16 protein-coding genes and 1 pseudogene are annotated in these 18,821 nt (G+C 68.0%); 9 read left to right on the top strand and 8 right to left on the bottom strand.

Annotated features, from left to right (window positions below):
- Nucleotides 1-136: 136 nt before the first annotated feature.
- The 4 genes from AAW14_RS01180 to AAW14_RS01165 all read right to left on the bottom strand — a co-directional run bounded on the left by AAW14_RS01180 (nt 137) and on the right by AAW14_RS01165 (nt 4,391).
- A complete protein-coding gene (locus AAW14_RS01180) occupies nt 137-778 on the bottom strand; it encodes a hypothetical protein (RefSeq protein ID WP_265558830.1) in 642 nt (213 codons plus the stop codon).
- Nucleotides 779-936: 158 nt separating this feature from the next.
- Entirely contained in the window at nt 937-1,509 is a 573-nt protein-coding gene (locus tag AAW14_RS01175) for an EF-Tu/IF-2/RF-3 family GTPase (RefSeq protein ID WP_265558829.1), read from the bottom strand.
- A gap of 108 nt (nt 1,510-1,617) precedes the next feature.
- Complete coding sequence (locus AAW14_RS01170) at nt 1,618-3,576, bottom strand: PAS domain S-box protein (protein WP_416223228.1); 1,959 nt, start codon at nt 3,574-3,576, stop codon at nt 1,618-1,620.
- A gap of 335 nt (nt 3,577-3,911) precedes the next feature.
- Nucleotides 3,912-4,391, bottom strand: a complete 480-nt coding sequence (locus AAW14_RS01165; RefSeq protein WP_265558824.1) for a MarR family winged helix-turn-helix transcriptional regulator — start codon at nt 4,389-4,391, stop codon at nt 3,912-3,914.
- Nucleotides 4,392-4,480: 89 nt separating this feature from the next.
- Between AAW14_RS01165 and AAW14_RS01160 the strand changes: the two genes are divergently transcribed.
- From AAW14_RS01160 to AAW14_RS39390, 3 genes are all read left to right on the top strand, one after another.
- Nucleotides 4,481-5,323, top strand: coding sequence for an SDR family oxidoreductase (locus tag AAW14_RS01160; RefSeq protein WP_265558822.1), 843 nt, complete (start codon nt 4,481-4,483; stop codon nt 5,321-5,323).
- 326 nt (nt 5,324-5,649) lie between these two features.
- Nucleotides 5,650-6,270, top strand: coding sequence for an esterase/lipase family protein (locus AAW14_RS39395; RefSeq protein ID WP_322740996.1), 621 nt, complete (start codon nt 5,650-5,652; stop codon nt 6,268-6,270).
- Between the two features lie 3 nt (nt 6,271-6,273).
- Nucleotides 6,274-7,275 (top strand): hypothetical protein, encoded by a 1,002-nt coding sequence (locus AAW14_RS39390; RefSeq protein WP_322740995.1) that lies wholly within the window; start codon nt 6,274-6,276, stop codon nt 7,273-7,275.
- Nucleotides 7,276-7,769: 494 nt separating this feature from the next.
- Here the strand turns inward: AAW14_RS39390 and AAW14_RS01150 are convergent, their stop codons facing one another.
- Nucleotides 7,770-8,165 carry a nuclear transport factor 2 family protein gene (locus tag AAW14_RS01150; RefSeq protein WP_265558820.1) on the bottom strand — a complete coding sequence of 132 codons (396 nt, stop codon included), beginning with the start codon at nt 8,163-8,165 and terminating at the stop codon, nt 7,770-7,772.
- 523 nt (nt 8,166-8,688) lie between these two features.
- On the opposite strand from AAW14_RS01150, the gene AAW14_RS01145 reads away from it, so the two are divergent.
- The 3 genes from AAW14_RS01145 to AAW14_RS01135 all read left to right on the top strand — a co-directional run bounded on the left by AAW14_RS01145 (nt 8,689) and on the right by AAW14_RS01135 (nt 11,399).
- Nucleotides 8,689-9,306 carry a hypothetical protein gene (locus tag AAW14_RS01145; protein ID WP_265558818.1) on the top strand — a complete coding sequence of 206 codons (618 nt, stop codon included), beginning with the start codon at nt 8,689-8,691 and terminating at the stop codon, nt 9,304-9,306.
- Nucleotides 9,307-9,666: 360 nt separating this feature from the next.
- Nucleotides 9,667-10,737 (top strand): NucA/NucB deoxyribonuclease domain-containing protein, encoded by a 1,071-nt coding sequence (locus AAW14_RS01140; protein WP_265558816.1) that lies wholly within the window; start codon nt 9,667-9,669, stop codon nt 10,735-10,737.
- Nucleotides 10,738-10,820: 83 nt separating this feature from the next.
- The gene (locus AAW14_RS01135) at nt 10,821-11,399 is read left to right on the top strand and encodes a hypothetical protein (RefSeq protein ID WP_265558814.1); all 579 of its coding nucleotides are present in this window, start codon (nt 10,821-10,823) and stop codon (nt 11,397-11,399) included.
- Nucleotides 11,400-12,267: 868 nt separating this feature from the next.
- Here AAW14_RS01135 and AAW14_RS01130 read toward each other — a convergent pair.
- The 3 genes and pseudogenes from AAW14_RS01130 to AAW14_RS01120 form a co-directional block, all read right to left on the bottom strand.
- Nucleotides 12,268-12,486 (bottom strand): hypothetical protein, encoded by a 219-nt coding sequence (locus AAW14_RS01130; protein WP_265559257.1) that lies wholly within the window; start codon nt 12,484-12,486, stop codon nt 12,268-12,270.
- A gap of 83 nt (nt 12,487-12,569) precedes the next feature.
- Nucleotides 12,570-12,698 (bottom strand): annotated as a pseudogene (locus tag AAW14_RS01125) (IS701 family transposase); the annotation flags it as partial.
- Nucleotides 12,699-12,747: 49 nt separating this feature from the next.
- On the bottom strand, nt 12,748-13,482 hold the full coding sequence (locus AAW14_RS01120; RefSeq protein ID WP_265558811.1) for a dienelactone hydrolase family protein: 735 nt from the start codon (nt 13,480-13,482) through the stop codon (nt 12,748-12,750).
- Between the two features lie 77 nt (nt 13,483-13,559).
- On the opposite strand from AAW14_RS01120, the gene AAW14_RS01115 reads away from it, so the two are divergent.
- The 3 genes from AAW14_RS01115 to AAW14_RS01105 all read left to right on the top strand — a co-directional run bounded on the left by AAW14_RS01115 (nt 13,560) and on the right by AAW14_RS01105 (nt 18,339).
- Nucleotides 13,560-14,369 carry a helix-turn-helix transcriptional regulator gene (locus tag AAW14_RS01115; RefSeq protein ID WP_265558809.1) on the top strand — a complete coding sequence of 270 codons (810 nt, stop codon included), beginning with the start codon at nt 13,560-13,562 and terminating at the stop codon, nt 14,367-14,369.
- 451 nt (nt 14,370-14,820) lie between these two features.
- Nucleotides 14,821-15,927: a Ca2+-dependent phosphoinositide-specific phospholipase C gene (locus AAW14_RS01110; protein WP_265558807.1), complete on the top strand. Its 1,107-nt coding sequence runs from the start codon at nt 14,821-14,823 to the stop codon at nt 15,925-15,927.
- A 336-nt stretch (nt 15,928-16,263) separates the two neighbouring features.
- Nucleotides 16,264-18,339, top strand: coding sequence for a phosphocholine-specific phospholipase C (locus AAW14_RS01105; RefSeq protein WP_265558805.1), 2,076 nt, complete (start codon nt 16,264-16,266; stop codon nt 18,337-18,339).
- Nucleotides 18,340-18,821 lie beyond the last annotated feature (482 nt).

The following is an 18,821-nucleotide window of genomic DNA, read 5'->3' as shown; positions in this document are numbered from 1 at the left end:
GCGGGCATCCGGCGTGTCTGCCGGTCATTGACTGCCGGTCATTGACTGCCGGTCGTTGACTGCCGGTCGTTGTCTGTCGGCCATTGACTGTGGGCCATTGACTGTCGGTGGTTGTCTGTCGGTCACTGAACGTCGGTCACTGATCGCCGGGCAGCAGGTGCTGCTCGACCTGGGTGAACGACCAGGTTCCGGCCCGGTGGCGGAACACCCACACCAGGTCGAAGCGGTCCGGCCAGACGCTCGGCACCCCGGGGGCGTCCACCGCACCGAGACCGGCCACGATCGCTGGGATGCGGGTGTGCTCCCAGCAGATCAGCACCGGCCTCGGCGCGGTCAGCGCGGCCTGCGCGAGCTGTTGCTCGGACCCCTCGGCGAAATCGGTGTCGACGGTCAGCCGGAGGTGTCGGGCCAGCGGGGTCACGGTCTGGCGCATCCGGTGGGCGCCCGCATGCGGGCCATGGTCGGCGGCGGCGAAGACCGTCGCGGGTCTGGCCAGTCCCGCCCTGGGCGCCGTGAACAGCCCCGGCAGCGCTCGGGCCCGCTCCCAGCCGCGGGCGGTCAACGACTTGCGGTCCGGCCTCCCCGAGTCGTCGATCCCGGTCCGTCCGGAGGTGGGCTTCTCGCCGTGCCGGATCACCATCACCACGGTCCCGTCCACAGCGCTCACCGTCGGCGAGCTCGAGCCGACGGCCTTGGCCTTGCGGTGCGAGTCCCCGCACCCGACGGCGAGTTGGGCGACCGAGGCCAGAGCGGTGCCGAGCAGCACACGGCGTGACATGGAAGACGGACTATCGTCAGCGTGCATGACGTAGACCTTATGCCGACCATGCCGCGCCATGGATACGCGCCGACTTGGCGGACCCGCCGACCCACGGCCCCACCGGGGTCCCGGCTCCCGGCACGGCTGACGGCTGCCGGATCCGTTGCCGGTCGGAATCAGCGCAGGAGTTGGGTCACGGTCCCTGATCCGGCAGCGCGACCGTGGTGACGGAAGGCGAAAGACAGGCCTACCTCAAGAGCGACGGTGCGTTCGAGCGTTACCCTCACCGCGGCCATGTGAAGCGGCTGCAGCGCGTCGGTCTCAGAGGGCAGCGTTACGATGCCCCTGACTCGCCCGGCGTGTATGCAGAAGTCAAGTCCTTCACCGTTGCGCACCTCCGCCCCACCGTCTTCCTTCGACAGCAGTGCGATGTCTGCAGCGAAGGCGATGTGTGCGCCGATGGATCCCGGCGCCGCGACCACCTGCCCCCGCTCCACCGCTTCCCCCGCCGCACCCGGCATCAGCAGTCCCACGTTCATTCCCGCACTCGCCTCATCGACGCGCAGGCCGCGCGCCTCGATGCCGGTGACCCCGGCAATCGCGCCGCCGCGGGAGCCGACCATCTCCACCTCATCGCCCATGCGGACCCGCCCGCGCCCGATCCGGCCGGTCGCCATGACCACCCTGCCCTGGTGCAGGCAGAAGACATCCTCGACGACCATCAGGAACGGCTTCTCCCCGATCTGCACCAACGCTCCCCTCACCGTCCAACACCGTGACCGACGCAGCGGAAGCCGACCGCCACAGTCGGCCCCGGCCCCTGGCCCCCGCCGACGCCCCGGCGTCCGGGTGCGTCCTCAGAGCTTAAGGCTGAACCACGTCGTCTTTCCGTAGTCCGTGGGCCGCACGCCCCAGTCGTCGGCGAGGGCACGGACGAGCAACAGGCCGCGGCCGGACTCCTCGTCCTCGGCCGCCAGACGCGGCTGGGGCAGATGGGGACTGCGGTCGCTGACCTCGACGGTGAGGTCGGTGTCCGTGCGGCACACATGCACCCCGACGGGACCCTGTGCGTGCTGCACGGCGTTGGTGAGGACCTCGGAGAGCAGGAGACGTGCGTCGTCAATCGAGTCCGCGCAGTCCCACGTACCGAGCGTCTTGTCGAGGAACTCGCGGCCCCTCCGCACCGAGTCCGGCATGGCGGGCAGGTCCGTCGCCGCCGTGGCCAGCGGGGCCTCGGGCAACTGGGTCAGCAGGAGCGTGACGTCGTCGTGGCCGTCGTCGTCGGGCAGCAGGGTCGACAGGACCTGGTCCGCCGCCGCCTCGAGGTCGGGCGCCTTGGTCACCACCTGGTCCAGCGCGGTGACCAGCTGGGTGAGTTGATCCTCGATGTCGGTACCCGGGGTCTCGATCAGACCGTCCGTGTAGAGCACGAGAGTGGCGCCCGGGGGGATCATGGTGCTGCAGTGCTCGTAGATCACTCCGCCGACACCGAGAGGTGCGTTCACCGGCGCAGGGAGAGCCCGCACGCCCTCACCGGGGACGGCGACGAGAACCGGAAGGTGTCCGGCGGAGCACAGGGTCAATTCGCCCGCGTCGGCTGCGATGACCAGATAACAGCAGGTGACCAGCTGATCGGGCACGTCGAGGTCGGCGACCACGGTGTCCAGCGCCTGCATCAGCTGACGGGGCTGCAGCCCCGTCTTCGCCAAGGCGTGCGAGGCGGAGCGGAGTTGGCCCATGACGGCCGCGGCCTCCAGGCCACGGCCCATCACATCGCCGATCAGCACCCCGACCCGTCCGGCGCCCAGTGGAATCAGGTCGAACCAGTCGCCGCCGACGCCGGCGCCCTGGGTCGCCGGACGGTATCGGCTCGCGGTGGCGAGGCCGGGGATGGCGGGCGGCGTCCCCATGAGACTGCGCTGCAGCGTCAGGGCGATGTGCCGCTGCTGCTCGTACAGCTCCGTCAGCTCCGCCTCGGCGCGTTTGCGGTCGCTGATGTCCCGGACGATGGCGCACGCCCCGATGACCGCACCGTTGCGGGCACGGGTCGGCCACAACGTGACGTCGACGTCCAGCAGTTCACCGGAGCGGGTGACGCGCAGCGTCTCGAAGTGCTCGACCTTCTCGCCCTGACGCAGCCGCTCGAGGAGCGCGGTGACCTCGTGCTCCCGGTCCTGCGGAGCCAGCAGGGACACGTGCCGCCCGAGGATATCGGCCGCCGTGAACCCGTAGAGCCGCTGGGCCGCTGCGTTCCAGTACGTGATGCGGCCGTCCAAGGTCTTGGCGAGGATGGCGTCCTGCGACGACTCTACGATCGCGGCGAGCTCGTTGATGCGCTCCTCTGCGGCTTTGCGTTCGCTGACGTCGCGTACGGCGGCGGAGACCAGGAGGCCGTCGGAGGTTTCGAGGGGGCTGAGGCTGATTTCGACGGGGAACTCGGTGCCGTTCTTGCGTAGTCCGTAGAGGTCGAGCCCGGCGCCCATGGGGCGGACCTGCTGGTTGTGGGCGTAGCCGTTGCGGTGTTCGGTGTGGTGGCCGCGGAAGCGGCCGGGGACGAGGATTTCGACGGGGTGGCCGAGGAGTTCTTCGCGCCGGTAGCCGAAGAGCGCTTCGGTCTGGGCGTTGACGAGTCTGATCGTCCCGGTGTCGTCCACGATGACCATCGCGTCCGGCGCCGCCTCCAGCAGCCCCCGGAACCTCTCCTCCGCGGCTCCCGGACCGCTCGATCGGTTCCGGGCACCACACCGGCACGTCCCCTGCCCCGCCACGTCGGCGGGGCCAGGTGGTACCGCTTCGGCCAAGTCGCGCGTTTTCATCCCCGCCCCCCAGGCTCACGATGAGTGGGCCATCCCAGCGCAGCCCGGACAGCTGTGCGGCGGCATGTCGCATAGTGGCCCGACAACGCCCGAACGTGTCCGCAGGCGGCGACCGCTGTGACCGGTCCTGGTGCGCGTCCGCCCGGTCGCAACCGACGCGGTGGAGCACCTCACACGCCCGGCGGCTTCAGGGCAGGTCCCACCGGGCTGCTCCGACCCGCGTACGCACGTGTGTGCACAGCGACCGGCACCGGCGGGCGAACGCCCGGCGTACGGGATCGATGGCATCGTCGGCTGCCGTCGCAGGGCGGGGGTTCTCGTAGCCCCGTCCGTGCTCAGGAATCCTTGGGTGACGGCTGTTCCTTGTGCACCTTGAGCTTGCGCCACACCTCGGCGAGGGTGCGCAGCTCCTCCGGCTCCAGAATGTCGGTGAACACGGGCGCCAGGGTCGCGCGCCGGGTGGCGTCGGCCTCCTCGAAGAGGCGGCGGCCCTCCGGGGTGAGGGCGATCTCGACGGACCGCCCGTCACGCGCCGAGGGGGTGCGGGTGACCAGTCCGCGCTCGTGGAGGGCGTCGACGACGCGGGAAACCTGGCTGCGGCTGAGCATGGTGGTGTTACCGAGGACGGAGGCCGGAACAGGGTCCGGACTCGATGCGAGCCACAGCATGACCTCGAACCACGAGACGGGAAGGTCGTGAGCCTTGCCGAGATCGCGGTCCACGAGCCGGGCGAGCGTGGTCCCGGCCCACACCAGCCCGTAGAACGCGTAGTCCGCGTCTGGCATCTGCACTTGATTGAGCTTTCTCTTCGCCACGCCCCCAGCCTAGCTTTTGCGTGTGTGCGCACACAATTTTAATGTGTGCACACACACTTATGTCTCTGAAATTCAGCGAAAGGTCCGCCATGTCGTCTTCCAAGGTCGTCCTCATCACCGGCACCTCCTCCGGTATCGGTCTCGCCTCCGCCGTCGCGGCAGCCCGCGCCGGCTGGCGAACGGTCGCCACCCTGCGCGACCCCCGGCGCGCCGACGCCCTGCACCGGGCTGCGGCGGACGCCGGGGTCGACCTCGACGTCCGCCAGCTGGACGTCACCGACGAGACGTCCGTCGCCGCCGCCGTCGAGGGCGTCCTCGCCGACCACGGACGGCTGGACGCCGTTGTCAACAACGCGGGCGCCGGGCACGTCGGCACCCTGGAGAACGAGACCATCGCCGACGTGCGCGCGGTCATGGAGGTCAACTTCTTCGGAGTCCTCAACGTCTCCAAGGCGGCCCTCCCTCATCTGCGCGCGTCCGGCGGTCGCCTGATCACGGTCACCAGCGTCGGCGGTGTCGTTGGGCAGCCCTTCAACGAGGCGTACTGCGCGGCCAAGTTCGCCGTCGAGGGCCATATGGAGAGCCTGGCCCCCGTGGCGTCCGTCCTCGGAATGACTGTGTGCGTCATCGAACCGGGCGCCGTGGCCACGGAGTTCGTCGACAACATCGGGATCGATGTCGAGGCTGAGCTCATCGCAGCCGGACCGTACGCCCCGGTGATGAAGTCGTACATCGACCGGACCGTCGCCCAGTTCGGCACCGGAGCCCAGACCCCGGCCGAAGTCGCCGAAACCGTCATCGAGGCCCTGACCGCGGACCGTCCCGCCTTCCGGCTCCAGACCTCGGACTGGGCCCGCACCTTCACCGGCACCAAGCTCGCCGACCTGGACGGCTCCGCAGTCTTGGGCGTCACCGGCAACTGGCTTGCCTGACCGCGGCAGACGTGGCCATCACCGCCAGGCGCCGCCTGGACGGTTCTCCGGCTGCCGAGGCCCTGGCCAGGTCACACGGTCGGCCCCGGCGGTCGGCGGACTCGGCGACGACCGACCCCTGTCCGACGGCGGAGGCATAGGAGACGTCGCCGGTCCTGCAGCCGGGCCTGGCGAAGGTGGAGTGGGAGGTGGTCATTGCGTTGAGGTGGAGCGGCTTGCCCAGAGCACTTCCGTCAGACGGGTGACGGCCGCACAGCGCTGATCAAACCTCCGCCAGTCCTGGGTATCCCTCCGGGGACCGTGCCGAATGCAGCCGGAGGTCGCGGATGGACAAGTTGCCGATCGTGTACGTGCGGGGATACGCCGGGCCGACAGCCGGCATCGACAGCGCGGTCGACGATCCCTTCTACGGGTTCAACCGAGGCGCCACCCATGTGCGGGTCGGGGGAGACGGCGACCCGCTCTTCTATCAGTTCGAGGGGCCGTTGCTGCGCCTGATGACCGATGAGGGTTACCAGCTTCTCGTGCAGGGCGACCAACGCCAGTACCTCCACGACGCCATGGACGTGCCCATGGCGTCGCTGTGGGTCCATCGGTTCTACGACCAGGCAGCCACGACCTTCCTGCCACCGCCGCACGAGAATGTCGTACGCCGTGTCTTCAGGAAGATGCATCAGCAGGTCACGGCCGAGGGCTTCGACATCGAGTCCGCGGCGGAGGACCTGTACGCGCTGATCATGCTCATCCGAGAGAAGACCGGTGCGTCGAAGGTCCATCTGGTGGCTCACTCCATGGGCGGTCTTGTCGCGCGCTGCATGATGCAGAAGATCTGTCGCCAACCGGGCAGCAAACGCCTGTCGGCGAAAGACCTGGTGGCAAGGTTCTTCACCTACGGCACACCGCACGGCGGGATCGCGTTCCGGTCGGACGCGCTCGACTGGGGCTAGCAGGTGTTCGGGCCTGCCGGGTCGAGCATCTTCGCCCCCGAGAAGATGTACGGCTACCTCACCCCTGGAGTGGAATTCGGCGCCTTGCCCCCGCGCTCCGTCACATGGGACCCGCAGGCTGTCCCGGAGGAGGTCTTCGCCGCCGACGACATCTTCTGCCTGATCGGCACCGACCCGAAGGACTACGGGCTTCCACGGATGGCGGTCGGCCCCAAGAGCGACGGGCTGGTGCGCGTCGAGAACGCATATGTCCGGCGCGCGCATCGGGCGTACGTCTACAAGTCGCACTCCGGGCGCTACGGTGAGGTCAACTCCGAGGAGGGTTACCAGAATCTGCGGCGGTTCCTGTTCGGCCGGTGGCAGGTACGGGTCGACCTGGTGGGCCTCCCGGACGCTGAGGATGAGCCCGTGTGGCAGGCCGACATGCGCCTGTCGATCCGGGGGCTGTCCATCGTCATGAGTGAGCAGATGGCCGCCCACTGGTGCCCCATCCAGCTCAACGAGGAGATCCGTCGCGGGCGGGACACGACCGGTCGTGCGGTCACACTCGTCGGAACGTTCCTTCTCGAACCACACCGCGCCGCGCCCGGACAGCCGCTCCCGCCACCGGGGAACATGTCCGCCCATGACAGGCGGATGCGCTACACGCTGACCCTGCGGGTGTTCAAGCTCAACGAGCGCCACGGTGGCTTTGCCTTTTCCGACCACCTCGAGCAGGTTCCCGACTGGCAGGACTGGCTCATCGTCGACTTGGGACCCGGCGCGGACGGGGGCGGCTTGCAGGCCTGGGCGGCCTGGAATTCCATGGTGGGCGGTTCCTACGACAGCTTCGACCCCATCACCGAGGGCCTGCCCGCCGGGCAACGGGAGCCGGTGACTTTCCAGCGCGCGGGCGATCACTACATCGGCGAGGTCGGGCTCCCCTCCGAAGCTCGGGCCCTTCCCGTACTGGGCGGCGAAGCTCGCCTGAGAATCAGCGTGTGTGACCGCCAAACTACCCGGTAGACACGGGAGTTGACGTCCAACGCCGGGTGCCGGGTACCGTCGGTTTCCGGTCGCCGTACAGACATCCGTCAGTGTCCGTTCGAGGCCGCCCTGGTGTTATGACCACGGTGCCTACGGGGGGAAGCCGGACAATTAAGGCAAGGCGCCAGTTCCGGGGAATGGGCGGCCCGCCGCTCGGGTGAATGGGCCCCCGCTCGACGCTCGAAGGTCGTGCTGCTCAACCTCGGCCGAACGGAGCGACTGGCCCACGGACCGTCTCCGACGGCTCCAGTACACCGCCCGGCCTGACCTGCCACCATGTCTCACCCTGGACCGTTCGCCCCTCGATCCGGGGCGAACCGCCGTCCGAACCGCAGCCTCCGAAGCGGGCTCCAACTGCCGCGACGACCGTGGCGACCGTCCATGTACGGGTGGCCGTCATGGTGATCGCTGGGCAGGGTGAATCCCGCCTGCCCTTCCGGTTTCCCGGCAGGGTCTGCCGACCGTCGGCGAACTCACGTCGCGGTGAAGAAGGCGCTCATGCCATCGACGTCCGACAGATAGCTGTCGATGGCGGTGATGCGTCCGTGGCGCGTGGTCAGTACCGTCGCGAGATATTCGTCGAGCTTGCGTCCATCAGGGGCGGTCGCGGTGTTGCGGAGCGAGAGTGCGGCGCCGTGCGCGCCGACGAGCATGTGCAGCAACTCGGTGCGCAGGCCTTGGCCCGCGATGTGCCGGGCTCGGTTCACGACCGCGTCCGCGCCTGTGATGGTGCCCGAGATGGTGCCGGTCCCCGGCATGGTCCAGGTGATGTCGTCCGCCAGCAAGTCCCGCAACCTCTCCCAGTCCCGGGCCTGGAACGCAGCCAGGAAGCGTTCGGCGATCGCAGGGGCGGCGCTCCGCGTGGACATGGGTCTCCCGTTCTTCACCGGCTGTCGTCAACTCTGCATCGAGCCTATGCGGTTCGACCTGGCAGCACGTACCAGCAGCCTGGTGCTCTCACCACCCCTCATTGCAGGGCGCGGCCGAAGCTCAGGGGCTTAGGGAGGAGAGACGGAAGCGGAGTGTTCGAGCGAAGCCCGGCCATACACGGCCCCCTTGAGGATTTGTGGGAGCTCCGGGTCTGCTGGGCGCACGGCAGGTCGAGGCTAGTAGTGCTTCGTTGGGTTCTGGCTCTGCTGGTGAGGGGTCGACCGCAGGTGGTGCATGTGCCGGTCCAGCACCGCAGCAGTAGCCGGTCGGTGAAGTCTCATCGGCCGGCCGTTCCACCAGCACTGTTCGCAGGGGCAGGACTCCGTCCCATTGGCAGTGGCCGCCCCGCGCCGGGAGGCCCGCCATGCCCGCTCCCTACCCTGGTCCGCGCAACAACGCCTGGCGTAAAGGCGAAACCGCCCGCGCGGCCTCGCCGCGCTCCCCAGGCTGCTGATCAACGACATGCACTTCGAAGCCCTGTACGCCACCGCGGCCAAACTCATCAAGTACGGGGTCGACGAGGAGCGGTGGCGGGTCTCCCACGTCGCCCGCGGATACAAGAGCGCTCACCTGCTGTGGCCCGTGTCCGGCGGGGGCTGCTCGGAGATCGACTTTCCCGAGTTGGAGTGGGACACGCAGGTCGCGGGCTTCATGCACCCCTCCAACTGCGGGCAGCAAGTTGCCCTCGGCACTGGCAAGTCCTGGGGAACGTGGCACGTCAGCCGGATTGACTGGACAAGCGGCGATATCAAGTTCTTCCTCGACGGCCTTTTGGTCGGTGGGACCCGCGCATTCGGGCCAGTGGCGGGCGGTGCTGCCGGAATCCGAGAAATTCCCGCATCTCGTCCAGGCCCGGGACGAGGTGATACGCAAACTCGGTGGAGCCGGGGGCGCTGGCGGTTCGACCGGATGGCGACGGTCTGGTACCTCTCGAGCGGGCAGGTGACTTCCGTGTTTGCTGCAGCGGTGGCCGGCGCCGGGGTGTTCGCGGAAACCAAAATCATGGCCGACGACCCCACCGAAGCGGCTGTACGCCTGGAACACCTGAGAAGGAACTGGGACTCGACATCCTCGCCGTGATGTCGCTGCCGTACCGCGGCCTCGTCATGCAGGCAGCCTGAACTCAGATTGACCGCCACGGATTGACCCGCATATACGTCAAAGCTCCATCTCCAGCGTGATCCGGAGACGGGTCGCTGTGCCGAATGGGCCAGTGCCCGTGGTCCCCGACCTTCCGGTATATGGAGAGAGGGGTTTCGGACAACAATTCCCATAGCTGCCACCAGCCCCCAACACTCCACAGCCAGCACACGGACAGTCCCCCATGGGCCACCAGCGTCCGAAAAGAACTACCGTGCATCTATATGACGTTGACGCCCCGTCAAGCGCACGCGAAGCATGGTCACGCCAAAGACAGCGAAAGGATCATGCTCAGTGAAAATGATCAAACGGGGGACCATCCTCCTGGCCGCCTTTCTGGCGGTCAGCTCCGCGTTCGCCTTGGACGCGAACGCCGCACCCACACCCCACCACGGCAGCGCCACCATCAGAGCCGTCACTGCACGGCCCGAGGTCGTCAGCGCCCCCGGCGATGTGACCTGCTCCACCACCGGCGGCACCATCGATCGCACCAGCTCCTGTCTCCACGGACAGCTCGACATCAGCTTCTACGAGGAGCCGTCCCACACCTACGTCGGCTACTCCGAGATCAACTGGACCTCCCACGTCCGGCTCGACCCCCGCAACCGCCACAAGTGGACCGACGACGTCACCCTCACCCAGACGGCGACCGATGTTCCGGCGTCGGAAATCGGCGAAGCCACCGTCAGCGAAACCTGCGGCTCCTGCACCTCCACCGGTGGCGCCACACAGATACTCACCGTCGGCGCGACGAAGACGTACCACCTCGTCCTCGACTCGCCCGGCACAGCGACGATCACCGACGCCCAGGCTCCGCACCTCGTCTTCACCGCGCCGCCGTTCACGCCGGTTGACACCGACCTCGGGCCGAAGATCAACGTGCGGTGTGACAACACCCCGCAGATGAGCCCCGTTCAGGACGGCGGATGCGTTTACCCCGACGTCACCCCCACCTACAACATCTCCGTCACCGGCCCCTACGACCAGGTCGCCTGGCACATCGACTGGGCCCAGCGCAACCTGGGACACCACTGGGGATGGCAGGGCCACGGCCCAGCGCTGACGCGGACGATGGACAAGAGCCTGATCAAGCGCAACCGGCGCACCGCATGCCCCAGCTCCATCCCCCGCCCGTCCGGTAAGAGCTGCGACGAGTACCCGTTCGCCTCCACCTACCAGGGCGCCTCGCTGAACCCGGACTTCTCGTGCCACATGGTCCCCGAGGCGCAGAACTCCAACGAGGGCAACTACCGCAAGCAGTGGTACAACGCCAACCGCCTCTTCGAGCGGGAAAAGTTCTGGGTCAACGTCACCGACATCCCGGCCGGTGCCCGCGCCCAGACGATGCGGCCGCTGGTGCAGTGCCCGTAGCATCCGCCTAGCGTACCGACCCGCGTAAAACCCCAGGGGGACAGCGAACATGCTGTCCCTCTCCTTCCGCAGGAGCCCCGGCCATGCCCTCACTCATCGACCGCATCGACAACAGCGCCGTCGCCCTCGACTCCAACTGCCTTGGCATCCTCGACACGAACGTCATGGGCTACGAATACGTTGAATTCACGGGCAACGGACTCGTCGCCGTCCATGATTCAGGCTTCGTCGGCATCGCCACCGAACAGGAGTCAGGCGACATCCACGTCACCGCCGAACTGTGGGACGGCCCGCCGCCCCTGCACCTGGACGACTGGCAGGACGCTGCAGAGATCAGCATCACCTGGCCCACGGCCATCATGGAAATCGGCGACGAAGACACTCACCTTGTCCTCCGCCTTCCGGGCCCCGGCACATATCGGCTCCTCGCCCACGGCCGCAACCGGGACGACGGCGACGTACGCGACGACGACGACCCCGTGGAGACCTACCTCATCCAACTTTGGCCGGCGCCCATAGAAAAACCCCTACTCCACAAGGCCACCAGCGCCTACGGCGCCACTCTGCGCGAGCCTGACGAGACGCCCAAGGGACAGCGCCCCGACTGGTACGACAAAAAAACCGTTGGCTACGGTCGTGATCACCCCGCACACGGCCAGTGAAACAGAGGAGTACGACCGGAGCGCGACTGAGAACCGGGCTCGCGTTGATGCCGGAGAGGAGCCGGCTCCCCTGATCGCCAGCTCCGGCTGCTCGGCTTCTACGCCCGCGGACGCTTTGTCGACGGCGGGATGTACGGTTCTCACCCAGCCCATCCGGCGCTGCGGCAACCGTCGGGCAGCCAGGCGCCACCAGTCCGACAGGACCAGCCGGACCCCACGGACCGCGCGGCGGCACCGGAGCCCAGGGACCACAAGGCGACACCGGACCCGCCGGGCCGCCGCCGTCCTGCTGGACCTTTACCTACACCGGCGCACTGGGCCGGAGCGAGACCTACAACTGCAGGGTGACTGCTCTCGTCGACCCCGGACACCCACCAGCACTTCGGGCACACGTAGACGTAGTCGAAGGCGCAGCAGTCCGGCAGGGGGCAATCCGCCGGGCCGGTGCCGGGGCACTCGACAGGCGGGTGGTCGATGGCATACGCGGCCTGCCGGTGACTCTCGCCGGTCTCGGCCATTCGCTTGCGGATGGCAGCCTTACGGAAGTGATCGCTGGGCACGGGGCCTCCAGGCATGAGGGGATCTCATGCGCGGTGCGCAGCACCTTGGGAGACGGCGGGGCCTTCATCACAAGCCAGCGCGTCAGCCCAGACGGCACGGATCGTATCCCACCCTGGCAGCCGACAGGAGGCGGCGGCTCGGACTGCGGCGAACTGCCAGCAGGCACTCGCCCGCCTCCTCCCGCTCACCCAAGCGCCCTCGTAGCCCACCGAGGGCCGACCTCACCGGACGTCGCACCGACTGACACCACACGACGCCCCGCTCCTCGCCGCATCACGCGGTGGGGGAGCGGGGCGATCCGTTGTGCCTACTGTTCGGCGACGCGGTATGTGGCGCTGTCCGGGTCGGTCTTCACGATGAGTCCGGTCTCGGCGATGTCCCGTAGCACCTGGCGAGCGCGCTTCTCCTGCTGCCGGCGATCCCCCTCGCCGTACCCGGCGTCCCGAAGCGCGGTGACCGCCCGCCACGTGTCCCACGTACCGCCGAGAGCCCGGATGGACTGCTCAAGGGCCTGTCGCTGCGTCACGGTCAGCCCTCCCTCTTCTAGTGGTGCTTCCGCCTGTGGTTGGTGATGCTGGCGGGTGCTCCCCGGCAGCCGGGCTTCGTGGTGTCCAGCATCGGACCCCGCAGATAACACCGGCCCCAGCCGCGCTGGTCCCGCCGTGGCAGCGAGGCGAACACGTCGGCAACGAACTCCGATGACTCACCCCGGAGCCGTTCCACCTCCCCAAGCCTCATACCAGCAACATCTCGCTGAGCATGCAAGATCGGAAGACCTGACGAAGTACTACTGGCCGGCGAGCAGGCTCAGGATCCGGGTCCAGGCGTCGTCTCGGGCCTTCTGGTCGAAGGCGGTCGTTCCGGGCCAGAAGAACGCGTGAGCGACACCGGGGTAGGTGACCATGTCGTACTCGACGTCGGCTTGCTCCAGTGCTGCGCGGATCTGGTCCCGATGGCCTGCGTCGATCAGCGCGTCGTCCTCGCCGACCAGGTAGAGCAGCCGGCCGCTCATCCCGGGGGTCAGGTCGAGCGTGGGTGTGGGCCGGCTCATCGGGATGTCGCTCGTAGGCAGCCAGCCCCCGTACAGCACCGCGGTGCGGCTGATCGGCAGCTGACAGGCTGCCAGATATGCCAGGTGGCCACCGGCGCTGAAGCCGATCAGCGCGGTCCGCTGAATCCCTTGCTGCGAGTCGAGCCACCGCAGGCAGGCGTCCACGTCGGCCAGAGCCTCCTCCCGGTGCAGCTGGTGCAGCAGGGCAAATCCCGCCTGGCGCCCGGCGTCGGTGCGTTCGAGCCAGTGGCCGGGATCGGCGTGGCGGTGGTAGAACTCCGGCGCCAGGACCAGATGCCCGGCCTCCGCCAGGTCGTCGGCCACGCCGCGGATGTCGGGGTTCACCGCGAACAGTTCGTGCGCGACGACCACTGCGACCGGGGCGGTGGGACCGGCCGGACGGGCCAGGTAGGCAGGCACGGTGGTCCCGTCGGCAACAGGGATGGTGATGGTCTTCCGGGTGATCGTCATGCGCCGAGCATGGACGATCCCCAAACCGGTAACCAGAGCACCTCGTTACTGGTACTGGCATGAGTAGGCTGCGCTGTATGGCAGTTACGGGAGATTCGCATGCCCTGGGACAGCTGCTCCGGTCGCGGCGCGAGCGCCTCCGCCCCGGCGACGTCGGTCTGCCCGCCGGACAGCGTCGGCGCACCGCGGGACTGCGCCGCGAGGAGGTCGCGTTGCTGGCCAACGTGTCCACCACGTACTACACATTCCTCGAGCAGGGCCGTCCGGTGCGGCCCTCGGAGCAGGTGCTGGACGCCCTGGCCGGCGCGCTGCGAATGTCCGACGCCGAACGGCAGTACCTGCGGGTGCTGGCACGTGGCGGCGAGGGCTCGTCAGGCGCCGGTGCCGCTGCGGTACCGGCCGAGTGGATTGATCCCGAGGTCGACTCCCTGGTGCAGCGGCTCGAGCCGTTCCCGACGTTCGTCAAAGGGCGTCGCTGGGACGTGCTGGCCTCGAACCCTGCTGCGCGTGAGCTGTTTGCCGACTGGGACGCGTTGCCTGCCGACGAGCGCAACCTCGTGCGCTGGATGTTCACGGCGCCTCGCGCCCGGCAGGTGTATCTCGAATGGGAGCCGGAGGCCCGGGCCATGCTCGGCAGGTTCCGACTTGCAGCGGCCGGGCACCCGGACGATCCCGGATTCGCGGCACTGATCAGGGAGCTGAAGCGGCGCAGCGAGGAGGTCCGGCAGTGGTGGCCGCGGCACGACGTCGTGGCGGTGGGCAACGGCGTGAAGAGGCTGCGCCATCCGACGCTCGGACCGCTCGACTACAGCCATGTCGTGCTTCAACTCGCGGACAGTCCCGATCAGACCCTGGTCACCTACTCGGTGGCGGGCACGGTCGGCTAGTGTTGGGCCGTTTTTCCTTGGAGTACGTGTTGGGCCACCACAATCCTCGCCGGTCCTGATCAAGTTCGCACCGCCGTACGCCCGTTGCGGGCATACGCCAAGCGACCCCGCCCCGCTGATGCGCGTAGCTCTCCCCATCCCTGGATCATGCGTGCCCCAACTCCTCATGGGTCCCCCGACCCCTGATGCGCGTCCCGACTGACTCTTACCGAGTGGTAGCGCCGACGGCCAGGCGACGCTACAGTCCCGCTCGGGCTCGTCAGCAACGCCCTACTCGGGCAGAAGAGGCCGCTCCACTGCGCTCCACTGCGCACCGTGAGATCGCAGCTCCGCCAGCACAGTTGTGTAGCACGCCCTGCACGTGCCATGCCCCGGGCAGACCCTCACTCGAAGCAGTGCCCCTGTGCGTGAGCCGTGCCTCGCAAGTCGCCGCCCGACCCGAGGAGTTCCGATGCCCGTGCGTAATGCCGATCTGAGACATGCGCTCCGCAGGACCCGGATCCTGGGCGCGGCGCTGCTGTTCACCGCGGCCATGCCCTTGCTCTCCTCGGCCCCGGTCCACGCAGCGTCACCGAAGGGAACCGGCAGCGGCTTCGATGACATGCGGCTGGCTCACATCGCGGTCCCCGGTCTGCACAACGCCTACGAGCAGAGCAAGTCCAACCGGCTGACGAAGGAACTCGACAAGGGAGCGCACCTCCTCGAGCTCGACGTCTACAGCACCTACGGCGGGGACGGCGGATGGGTCGTCAGTCATGCGGACCCGCTGTTCAACGAGAACAACTGCACCTACTCCATCGGTTCCGGAACCCTCACCACGACGGTACGCAACGGCAGCCTGCGCACCTGCCTGGACAATCTCAAGGACTGGAGCGACAGCCACCCCGGCCACGACCCGATCTACATCAAGCTGGAGCTGAAGTGGGGCTTCCGCAGCAACGCGGGCATGGGGCCGACGGAGCTCGACCAGCTGATCAGGAAGCACCTCGGCGCGGACAAGGTCTTCAAACCCAGCGACATGCTGGCCGGGAGATATCCCGACCTCGACGCGGCCGCCAAGGCCGACGCCTGGCCGACCTGGAAGGAGTTGCGCGGCAAGTTCGTCCTCTACCCGATCACCGGTATGATCGAGAATCGGCTGGCGGGTTACCAGTTGGACAACCTCTCCACCGCACAGGAGTACGCGGAACACGTACGGGATCTTGCGGCCGAGGGAAGGCTCGACCAGGCCATGATGTGGCCGGACATGCATCCGGGTTCGGGCGGCGGCGATCCCCGCGACATCTACGACCCCTCGCTGCGCCCGTGGTTCGTCATGTTCGATGCCCAGGCCACCAGCTGGATGAGCTGGGACATGTCCTGGTACTGCGCGAACCACTACCTGACCGCCCAGACCGCCGCAGAGAGCGTGGCTCCGGCTCTGGACGACACCAATCCGGACCCCGCCGCGGCCACGGAGCGGGTCAGGTACCTCGCTGAGGAGAACCACTCGAGCGCGACCACCTTCGATTGGACCGACGTGCCCGGTGTGTTCACCGTCTGGCCCCGCAACTGCTGAAACGCTGGGACCGGTACCGGGCCCGAAACCGCGTCACGCCATGGACCACCGCAGCCCCCAATGCTGTCATGGGCATGCCTCAGACCCTGTCGAGGCTCGCTCCCCCGCGGGAGCTTGACGGAGCTGACGCGCCGACACGTCCGTTGCAGCCGCACGCAAGAGTGCGCCGAGCGGCGAAGGTTGCAGCACGGTAACGAGTCCAGTCCAGATGTTCGATCCGTTTCATCGCGCTGCCACTTTGTTACTGGCCAGTTGTCACTTGGAAGCCCGACAGTCCGGGGACCGGACTCGCACCTCACCACTTTCTCCCTTCCAACCCCGCTTCGGAGGCCTCACGTGGCGCCCGTCACCCGCCGCACCTTCCTGGGATCCGCCGCCGCGTTCGGCGCGGCCCTGGGCCTGGACACCCTGCCCGGCACCGCCTCCCGCGCATCGGCCGCGACCACCGGCACGATCACCGACGTCAAGCACGTCGTGGTGCTGATGCAGGAGAACCGCAGCTTCGACCACTACTTCGGCAGCCTCAAGGGCGTGCGGGGCTTCGGTGACCGCGCCACCATCCAACTGGCGGGCGGGCACAGTGTCTTCGACCAGCCCAACGGCAGCGGCAGACAGTACCCCTGGCAGCTCAGCGCGACCAAGACCTGGTGGTGGGGTGTGAGTGGTGAGCAGCTGGCCCAGTGCGACGGCTCGCTCGACCACTCCTGGTCCACCCAGCACAAGGCGTGGAACAACGGGAAGATGGACAACTGGGTGTCCGCGAAGGGGTCGGTACGGACGCTCGGCTTCATGAACCGCTCGGACATCCCGTTCCACTACGCGCTCGCCGACGCCTACACCATCTGCGACGCCTACCACTGCTCGATCCTGTCCGCCACCGGCCCCAACCGCACCTATCTGTGGTCGGGTTGGATCGACCCCTCCGGCACCGCCGGCGGCCCCGCCTACGACGGCGGTTCCGAGTCCGGGCTGTCCTGGGGGACCTACGCCGAGGCCCTGCAGAACGCGGGCGTGACCTGGAAGGTCTACCAGAACGCCGACGACAACTACGGCGACAACGCCCTCGCCTACTTCACCCAGTTCACCAACGCCCCCGCGTCGAGCCCGCTCCACCAGAACGGGATGGCTTCGGTCCCCTCATCCACCGGGTCCACCCCCGACGACATCGCCGCCGCCATCAAGAACGATTCACTGAACGGCACGCTGCCGCAGGTCTCCTGGGTCGTGGCCAATCAGCTCTTCTCCGAGCACCCGGACGGACCGCCGGAGAACGGTGCACACTTCGTGAACCTGGTCATCCAGGCACTGGCCGCCAACCAGGAGGTGTTCGACTCGACCGTCCTGTTCCTCAACTACGACGAGAACGACGGCTTCTTCGACCACGTTCCGCCGCCGGTCGCGCCGTCGGGCACCGCGGCGGAGTCCTACTCGGGCACCGGCCTCGGCCTCGGCCTCGGCTTCCGCGTCCCGATGGTCGTCGTATCTCCGTGGACCCGGGGCGGCTGGGTCGACTCGCAGGTCTACGACCACACCTCCGTCCTGCGCTTCCTCGAGACCTGGACTGCCGCTCTCGGCACCCCGGCCGTCTGCCACAACATATCCACCTGGCGCCGCCAGGTCTGCGGTGACCTCACCGACGCCTTCGACTTCGCCAATCCTGTCTACGGACTGCCCTCACTGCCCGACACCAGCGCCACCATCAGCCAGGCCACCGCCAATTCCATGATCAACCCCAGCCCCGGCACGAACTCCATGCCGACACAGGAGTCCGGGACGAAGCCCGCGCGCGCACTGCCGTACCAACCGAACGCCTGGGTGGACCGGATCGAGTACGACGCCAACAACCAGATCCTGCTCTGGATCGACATGGCCAACCAGGGTCCGCAGGCGACCGCCCACGCCCACTATTCGATCTACGCCAACGCGTACCGGAGCGGTGGCCCGTGGCAGTACACCGTTGCCCCCCACGACTCCACCACGGGCACCGACGGCGGCACCAGCGACTTCTTCAACATCGGTGCCAACTACGGTGACGGCCAGTACGACCTGACCGTGCTGGGCCCCAACCGCTTCCTGCGCCGGTTCACCGGCAATGCGACCACTGCCGGCAAGAGCTGCGAGGCGACGACCTACTACGCGCCGGCTCCGGACACGGGCAAGGAGGCGGCCTGGTTCAAGATGACCAACACCGGTTCCAGCACCGTCACCTTCACCATCACCTCCACCAACTACCGCGCCGACGGCCCCTGGACCTACCAGGTGGCGCCCGGGGCGACGGTCTCGGACCACTTCAATGCCGTGGCCCACCAGAACGGGTGGTACGACTTCACCGTGACCGTCAGTTCCGACTCCAGCTGGAGCCGCAGGGCCACCGGTCACATCGAGACCGGCGCGACCAGCGTCACCGGCTGACGTCGGCCTCCGGCCAGTGTTCCGTGGCCGCGCGGACGATGCGGCGTTCGCCGGTGACCTTCGACGCGGGTCACCACGCCCTCTCCCAGTGGCATTACTGACATCCCTCAACGGGATGGCGCCACGGTGGGTCAGAGGGCTTTGAGCTGCGTGGCGCCCACACCCCACAAACCTGGTGCACCTGTTCATGGTCAGCCCGGGGAACGAAGACCTCGTCACCGTCGCCGTGGCTCGTAGCGCTGTCAACGTCGGCATGCTCTTCGCAGCCGCCCGGCGCGTGCTGAAACAGTTCGACGTCACGTAGCAGCCGCCTTCAGCGGTTTCCACCCGACGGCCCACCGGTTCTCGGCGGGCCGTCGCGTCGTTGGGGGTGTGGGTCCGCAGGGGCACCCGACGCGTGCGCACCCCGGCCAACTTCCTTCCCAGCACGGGGTGTTGCGCTCATCTGGCTCCTGCCGCTAGTTTAATCGTTTACGTAAGCG

This window comes from Streptomyces hygroscopicus, assembly GCF_026168105.1.
GTDB classification, from domain to species: domain Bacteria; phylum Actinomycetota; class Actinomycetes; order Streptomycetales; family Streptomycetaceae; genus Streptomyces; species Streptomyces hygroscopicus_D.
This window is presented reverse-complemented; position numbering and strand designations above follow the sequence as displayed.

Bases quoted from the DNA above. Each gene is read 5' to 3' on its own strand.
- AAW14_RS01180 (WP_265558830.1), bottom strand. From the start codon at position 778: ATGTCACGCCGTGTGCTGCTCGGCACCGCTCTGGCCTCGGTCGCCCAA.
- AAW14_RS01170 (WP_416223228.1), bottom strand. From the start codon at position 3,576: ATGAAAACGCGCGACTTGGCCGAAGCGGTACCACCTGGCCCCGCCGAC.
- AAW14_RS01160 (WP_265558822.1), top strand. From the start codon at position 4,481: ATGTCGTCTTCCAAGGTCGTCCTCATCACCGGCACCTCCTCCGGTATC.
- AAW14_RS39395 (WP_322740996.1), top strand. From the start codon at position 5,650: ATGGACAAGTTGCCGATCGTGTACGTGCGGGGATACGCCGGGCCGACA.
- AAW14_RS01150 (WP_265558820.1), bottom strand. From the start codon at position 8,165: ATGTCCACGCGGAGCGCCGCCCCTGCGATCGCCGAACGCTTCCTGGCT.
- AAW14_RS01145 (WP_265558818.1), top strand. From the start codon at position 8,689: ATGCACTTCGAAGCCCTGTACGCCACCGCGGCCAAACTCATCAAGTAC.
- AAW14_RS01140 (WP_265558816.1), top strand. From the start codon at position 9,667: ATGATCAAACGGGGGACCATCCTCCTGGCCGCCTTTCTGGCGGTCAGC.
- AAW14_RS01135 (WP_265558814.1), top strand. From the start codon at position 10,821: ATGCCCTCACTCATCGACCGCATCGACAACAGCGCCGTCGCCCTCGAC.
- AAW14_RS01120 (WP_265558811.1), bottom strand. From the start codon at position 13,482: ATGACGATCACCCGGAAGACCATCACCATCCCTGTTGCCGACGGGACC.
- AAW14_RS01115 (WP_265558809.1), top strand. From the start codon at position 13,560: ATGGCAGTTACGGGAGATTCGCATGCCCTGGGACAGCTGCTCCGGTCG.
- AAW14_RS01110 (WP_265558807.1), top strand. From the start codon at position 14,821: ATGCCCGTGCGTAATGCCGATCTGAGACATGCGCTCCGCAGGACCCGG.